General features: G+C 62.4%; 8 protein-coding genes. 5 read left to right on the forward strand and 3 right to left on the reverse strand.

Annotation, left to right across the window (positions count from 1 at the left end; genetic code table 11):
* The 4 genes from QZ184_RS09110 to QZ184_RS09125 form a co-directional block, all read left to right on the forward strand.
* On the forward strand, positions 1 to 1,323 hold a 1,323-nt coding region (locus QZ184_RS09110; RefSeq protein ID WP_296419209.1), incomplete at its 5' end, for an iron uptake porin.
* Positions 1,324 to 1,450: 127 nt separating this feature from the next.
* On the forward strand, positions 1,451 to 1,621 hold the full coding sequence (locus tag QZ184_RS09115) for a hypothetical protein (RefSeq protein ID WP_247478871.1): 171 nt from the start codon (positions 1,451 to 1,453) through the stop codon (positions 1,619 to 1,621).
* A 52-nt stretch (positions 1,622 to 1,673) separates the two neighbouring features.
* Positions 1,674 to 2,378 carry a response regulator transcription factor gene (locus QZ184_RS09120; protein WP_010317781.1) on the forward strand — a complete coding sequence of 235 codons (705 nt, stop codon included), beginning with the start codon at positions 1,674 to 1,676 and terminating at the stop codon, positions 2,376 to 2,378.
* Between the two features lie 3 nt (positions 2,379 to 2,381).
* Positions 2,382 to 3,521 carry a HAMP domain-containing sensor histidine kinase gene (locus QZ184_RS09125; protein WP_296419211.1) on the forward strand — a complete coding sequence of 380 codons (1,140 nt, stop codon included), beginning with the start codon at positions 2,382 to 2,384 and terminating at the stop codon, positions 3,519 to 3,521.
* Positions 3,522 to 3,524: 3 nt separating this feature from the next.
* Here QZ184_RS09125 and QZ184_RS09130 read toward each other — a convergent pair whose 3' ends face one another.
* The 3 genes from QZ184_RS09130 to QZ184_RS09140 form a co-directional block, all read right to left on the reverse strand.
* Entirely contained in the window at positions 3,525 to 4,148 is a 624-nt protein-coding gene (locus tag QZ184_RS09130) for a Crp/Fnr family transcriptional regulator (RefSeq protein WP_296415198.1), read from the reverse strand.
* A gap of 116 nt (positions 4,149 to 4,264) precedes the next feature.
* The gene (pstS, locus tag QZ184_RS09135) at positions 4,265 to 5,245 is read right to left on the reverse strand and encodes a phosphate ABC transporter substrate-binding protein PstS (RefSeq protein ID WP_247478877.1); all 981 of its coding nucleotides are present in this window, start codon (positions 5,243 to 5,245) and stop codon (positions 4,265 to 4,267) included.
* A 90-nt stretch (positions 5,246 to 5,335) separates the two neighbouring features.
* Positions 5,336 to 5,632 (reverse strand): metalloregulator ArsR/SmtB family transcription factor, encoded by a 297-nt coding sequence (locus QZ184_RS09140; RefSeq protein WP_232197326.1) that lies wholly within the window; start codon positions 5,630 to 5,632, stop codon positions 5,336 to 5,338.
* 85 nt (positions 5,633 to 5,717) lie between these two features.
* On the opposite strand from QZ184_RS09140, the gene QZ184_RS09145 reads away from it, so the two are divergent.
* Positions 5,718 to 6,684: ArsJ-associated glyceraldehyde-3-phosphate dehydrogenase (locus QZ184_RS09145; RefSeq protein WP_296419214.1), on the forward strand; the 967-nt coding region annotated here is incomplete at its 3' end.

Below are 6,684 nucleotides of genomic sequence, written 5' to 3' on the forward strand. Positions count from 1 at the left end.
GATGGCCTCGAGGCCCGCGTGGGCGAACTGGAAGCCACCCAGTTCTCCACCACCACCAAGCTCCAGGGTGACTACTACTGGGCGATCGGTGCCGTGGTTCCAACCGCTGGCACCAGCAACGCCGCCGGTACCGGCAGCGCTGACTGGTACAAGAAGAACTACAGCGCCACCAACTTTGTCTACGACGCTCGTCTGAACCTCAAGACCAGCTTCACCGGCAAGGACCTGCTTTACACCCGCCTGCGCGCCGGCAACTTCGGCAGCAGCCCCTTCGGCGGCAAGGGCTACAACATCACTTACCTCGACCGCGCCGAGTCCTCGGACGGCGTCGTCAAGATCAACCGCCTCTACTACCGCTTCCCCCTCGGCAAGGGCTTCTCGGTCCAAACCGGTCCCATCTCACGTAACACCGAGTTCCTGGCCGTCAAGCCCTTCTATTACGGCGACGACTTCAAGGGTCTGGACTTCTTCCAGCTGGGCGGTGCACCCGCGGTCTACAACAAGGCCACCGGCAGCATGCTGGGCTTCAAGTGGAAGCAAAAGGTCAAGAAGGGTCAGCCCTACTTCGCCGCGTCCACCAGCTACGTCGCACCGGACGGCAACACCGGCAACCCTGAAGACGGTGGCATCTTCACCAGCGGCAGCAAGGCCAGCTGGCTGACCCAACTGGGCTATCAAGCCCAGCAGTGGAAGGGCACCTTCGGCTGGAACTACGAACAGTGCGGCAGCAAGATGTCCCGCCGCGGCACTGAAGCTGCTGGCCGGGTCCAGAGCCAAGCCTGCTCCTACAACGGCGTGAAGACCGGCGGTGAGCGCAACTCCTTCGCTGTGGCTCTGGCCCGTCGTCCCAAGAACGGCGGCACCCTGATGCCCGCTGTGAGCCTTGGCTGGGGTTATCAGGCTGTCTCCTACGACAACCTCAACTACACCAGCTCTAGCCGTAACCAGACCGGCGCCGCTCTGACCAGCGATGGCGCAACCCAGATCGCTGGCAACCTCAAAGACGAAAACATCGCCGCCACCCAGTCCTGGACCGTCGCCCTCAAGTGGGATGACGCCTTCGTCAAGGGCAACAAGGCCGGCATGTCCGTGGGTCAGCCCACCTTCGTCACCAGCACCCGCAACGGCACCACCCCGTTCGACGCTGGTTACGTCTGGGAGTGGTGGTATCAGTTCCAGGTCAGCGACAACATCGCTGTGACCCCGATGCTGTTCTATTCCAGCAACCCCAGCTCCGCTGGAGCCGGCTACAGCCAGACCAGCACCCAGGGCGACAACCCCGGCGTGTTCGGCGGCATCCTGGCCACCCGCTTCAAGTTCTGATCTTCAGAACCACTCCTCACGCACGAGACCAACGGCCCCCTGCTTCGGCAGGGGGTTTTTTCTTGCGATTACCAACCACCGAGTGAACGCCGCCGCTTTAGTGTGGGTTTCAGGACAAACCGACGGCATGGGGCCCGACAGCATCAGCCAGGACAGCCAGCAGCGCTCAGCCTCCAACACCAGCCTCAAGTGGGGCAGCGATGGCGAGCTCTCTCCGGTGGATCTGCAGAAGGTGCTCGAGCGGCTGACCAACCCTGATCTCACCCAGTGCGAGCTCGAGCAGCAAAACCAGAGCTGATCCAGACAAAAAGGTGTCGTGGGCTACAGGGCCCGGCCGAGAGAATGGACGGATGAGCACGCCCTCACCAGCCAGCAACGCCGCGCGTCTGTTGGTGGTCGAAGACGACGACACCATCCGCGAAACCGTCTGCGAAGCGCTGGAGCTCGAGGGCTTTTCCGTCACCCCAGCCACCAACGGCCAGAGCGCCTGGGATCGGCTGAAACGGGACCCCTTCGAACTGATCGTTCTCGATGTGATGCTCCCGGGCATCAACGGGCTGGATCTCTGCCGCAAGTTGATCGAGTTGCCGCAACGGCCCCTGGTGCTGATGGTGAGCGCCCGGGACACCGAAACCGATCGGGTGCTCGGCCTCGAGCTCGGGGCCGATGACTACCTGGTCAAACCCTTTGGCATCCGCGAACTCGTGGCCCGCTGCCGTGCGCTCCTGCGCCGCCACCAAGCCAGCGATCAACAGCCCAGCGAACTCAAAGCGGACAACCTCAGCCTCTTCCCGGCTGAATGCCGCGTCTGCCTCGATGGTCTTGAGCTGAAGCTCTCCCCCAAGGAGTTCAAATTGCTCGAGCTCTTTATGCAAAACCCCAAACGCGTCTGGAGCCGCGAGCAACTGATTGAGCAGGTCTGGGGCTTCGACTACATCGGCGACAACAAGACCGTGGATGTGCACATCCGTTGGTTGCGCGAAAAGATTGAAGAGGACCCCTCCAACCCGAGCAAACTGGTGACGGTGCGGGGATTCGGCTATCGCTTCGGCTAGGCGATGACGATGCAGACCGCCCTACCGCTGGCCCTGGGCTTTGGGCTGGGCGCCCTCAGCGTGGGGCTCTGGCGCGAAGGGAACCGAAAGAAGAACGTCGTGGCCACCCGCTTTCGGCGGCGCCAACCGATCCCTGAACTGCAGTTGCGCGAATGGATCAGCGCCGCACCGCAGGGCTGGCTGGTGCTCGATGCCCAAAACCGGATCGAGATCATCAATGAGCGGGCTGAGTCCCTCTTGGTCAAAGAGAGTTCGCTCGCTCCCCAGCTCCAACACCTCAATGACCTGGAGCCCAGCGCCGAGCTGCTGCACCTGCTGGAGCTCAGCCGCAACACCCGCCTGGCCCAACGCGGGGAATGGAGCCTCGGGCGCAATGACCTCTCGGTGCGGGTGATGCCCGGCGAGAGGGGCTGGCTGGCCCTTCAGATCGACGGCAGCAACCCCCTAAACAATCAGCTCAAACAGCAAGAGCAGTGGGTCAGTGATGTGGCCCATGAGCTCAAAACCCCGATCACGGCCCTGCGGCTGGTCAGTGAGAGCCTGGCCCTCAGGGCCGAGGGACGCCAGGCGGTCCTGGTGGAGCGACTGGAGAAGGAACTCGAGCGGTTGCAGCGGTTGGTGGGGGATCTGCTGGATCTCTCCAGACTCGACAACACCCTGGTGAGCCGCCGCAAGCGACCCGCCTGCATCGACCCAAGGGATGTCGTTGGCCAGGCCTGGTCCACCCTGCAGGAACTGGCCCAGCCCCGGGGCATTGGCCTCAGCGTTCAGCCGATGCGCGATCAGGCCAGACAGGTGGCCGTCGATCCGGCTCGCCTGCACCAGGCCCTGTTCAATCTGATCGACAACGCACTGCGCTACAGCCCCGATGGCAGCAGCATTGAGCTCTCGATCGAGGAGCGGGACCGCTGGTGCCTGATTGCCGTGCGCGACCAGGGCCCGGGGCTCAGCGAAGAGGACCTCGAGCGGATGTTCGAGCGCTTCTACAGAGGGGATCCAGCCCGGGCCAGAGGCCCAAGACACGGAAGCGGACTGGGGCTCGCCATCGTTCGCCAGATCGCCCTCAGCCAAGGGGGCCTGGTGCGGGCCCGGAACCACCCGGAGGGAGGAGCGGTGATTGAGCTGCTCCTCCCCAAGGCCTAAGCCTTAGGCGGCAGCGCTGATCGGCAGGTTGCTGATCACCAGCTGCCGCTGGCTGCTGAGCTTGAGCCAGCCTTCCTCCTTCAGCAGACCCAAGACCCGAGTCACCGTGACGCGGGTGGTGCTCAGGGCACCGGCAATGTCCTGGTGGGTCAGGCGCAGGTTCAGGCGTAGGCCGTCTTCGCAGGGTTGGCCGTACTCTTCGGCCAACAACTCCAGAAAGCCCCGGACCCGGTCTTCGACGCGGCGCAGACCCAACAGGGAAATCAAGGCCTCGGACTGACGGGTCCGGCTGATCAGCGCCAGCATCAAGGTGCTGGCCAGGTGGGGGGTCTGCTGGATCTCGTCCATCGAGAGGCAGAGCAGATCGCAATCGCTCAGCGTCGTGGCTTCGTAGAGATCGAGGTTGCTGAGCGGTTCACCGAAGGGTTCATTCGGTCCCGCCAGGCCCAGGAGAACATCTTCGCCCTGCTCATTCATCGAGCTCAGCTTGACCATCCCGCGGGCCACCAGCCAGACGTGGTGGCGAAGCATGGGCACGCGACTGCCAGCCGTCAGGCTGACCAGATCGCGGCGCTGGAACGTGTCTTCGAGGCTGCCGCGAAGACTTAAGGGCGGACTCGATGTCAAAGATATGGACGTCATTGCATCAAGAGTGATTGGGAGTCTGTCAAGAACAATGCGTGCATTCAGATCAGAAAAAGGGCAGATCAGACCTGCCCTTGAACCATCTGGATCACACTGAACTAACGAGAGATTTTGTTCACTGCAGCACGTGCCTTATTCAAGATTGAACCATTCAGAGGGACGAAGCCAAGGGCATCAGCCCTGGCCTGAGCCTGATCGCTCAGCATGTAATTGAAGGTCTTCTTGATGGTGTCGGTGTTGGCACCATTGCCCTTCTGATAAGCCAAAACCCAGGTCAGGGTCGCGATCGGGTAAGCACCCTTGGCGGTGGGGTTGGGGTTCGAGCCAGCCAGGTTCTGATCGAGCTTGATGCCGTTCAGGGCCTTGGCACCGGAGGTGTGGCTGGGCTTGATGAATTCACCCGACTTGTTCTGCAGCGCAGCGGCCTTGACGGCACCGCGGATGTACGACTGGTTGACGTAACCGATCGCACCCTGCTTGTTTTTAATCACACCAGCAACACCAGAGTTACCTTTAGCTCCAATTGAATTTGAGCCCGGCCAGCGGACGGATTTACCAGTCCCGAGCTTCCACTGTGGAGAAAAAGAAGCCAGGGATTCGGTGAAGGCTTTGGTGGTTCCAGAACCGTCCGAGCGGTGCACCCAGGTGATTGGACCAGCGGCGCAACCCAGGTCCTTCCAGTTGGTGATCTTGCCGATCGCCACTTGGACAGCCTGCTGCTGGGTGAGCTTCAGGTTGCAGCCGGGCTTGTTGTAACCGAAGGCGATGGTGCCGCCCACCATGGGGATCTGCACCAGACCGCGGGTCACCTTGGCGATGTCCTTGGCCTTCATCGGATCATCCGATGCACCGAAGTTGACGGTCTGGTCGATGAACGCCTTACGGCCAGAACCTGAGCCAACGGCTTGGTAGTTGACCTGGGGGCCACCGGCCTTCGCCAGATCAGCGAACCAACGCTGATAGATCTTGGCGGGGAAGGTTGCGCCAGCAGCACTGAGGCGATCTGCGGCGGAGGCGGACATGCCGGTGCCGACGGCCAGCAGGGAGCCGATCAGGAGGGCCTTCTTCGCGAAGGTCATGGATAAAACCTTGTGGTTCCCCTCCATCTACGCAACTGATGATCCGCCCTGCGTTAGGGGCTGGTTAAGGCCTCGTGAACGTTGCGTGAATCAGCAGCAGGACTGGGCTTTAAGGGGCCTACTGGTCTGCAAACGCTGAAGCCAATCACTCAATTCGGCCAGGGCCTCAGGGCTCAGGCGGTAGTAGACCCAGCGCCCCTGAACCCGGGACTCCAGCAGGCCCGCCTCGCGCATCACCTTGAGGTGAAAGGAGAGCTTGGACTGGGCCAGGCCCATCTGCTCGGTCAGCTCACAGACGCAGCGCTCACCCCCCGCCAGCGCCAGGGCCACCTCCAGGCGATGGGGATCCGCCAGAGCCTTGAACAACGCGCTGAGGGCTTGGGACACAGCTCGGAGCAGGCCTAACCGCACCTTAACCAATCAAGAAACCTTGATGCATCAAACTTTGTTGATCAGTTGATTGGGGTTGGTCATGCGCATTGGCATCAACGGCTTCGGACGCATCGGACGACTGGTCTGCCGCGCCCTCTGGGGACGGCCAGGCATTGAGATCGTTCAGATCAACGACAACCAGGCCACGGCCGAGTCAGCCGCCCACCTGCTCTGCTTTGACTCCGTCCATGGTCGCTGGGATCGCCAGGCCGAGGCCCTCAGCGAGAGCGAGCTGCTGATCGATGGGCGGCGCCTGAACTTCAGCCGCAACGGCACCCCCGCCGAGGTGACCTGGTCTGCCGCAGGTGTGGAGATGGTGCTCGAGTGCAGTGGCCGCTTCAAGACCACCGAGGCCCTCGAGCCCTACTTCAGCCAAGGCGGCATCCAGCGCGTGGTCGTGGGCTGCCCCGTCAAAGACGCACTGAACATCGTCTACGGGATCAACCATGACCTCTATGACCCCAACCAGCACCGGCTGGTGACCGCGGCGTCCTGCACCACCAACTGCCTGGCCCCGATCGTGAAGGTCGTGCATGAGCAGTTCGGCATCCGCCATGGCTCGATCACGACCCTGCATGACGTCACCAACACCCAGGTGGTGGTCGACGCCTTCAAAAGCGACCTGCGGCGCTCCCGCTCCTGCCTGCAATCGCTGATCCCCACCACCACCGGATCAGCCAAGGCCATCGCCATGATCTTCCCGGAGCTCGAGGGCAAGCTCAACGGCCATGCCGTTCGTATCCCCCTGCTGAATGCCTCCTTGACCGATGCGGTCTTTGAGCTCGAGCGACCCACCAGCGCAGAGGCAGTCAACCAGGCCTTCCAGCAGGCTGCGCAGGGGCCCCTCCAGGGAATCCTGGGCTACGAAACCCGGCCGCTGGTCTCCATCGACTACGTCAACGACAACCGCAGCGTGGTGATCGACGCCCTCTCCACGATGGTGGTCGACGGGACCCAGCTGAAGGTCTACGGCTGGTACGACAACGAGTGGGGCTACAGCTCCCGCA

It is taken from the genome of Vulcanococcus sp. DEBay_Sum22DG08_74, from assembly GCF_017852955.1.
GTDB lineage: Bacteria > Cyanobacteriota > Cyanobacteriia > PCC-6307 > Cyanobiaceae > Vulcanococcus.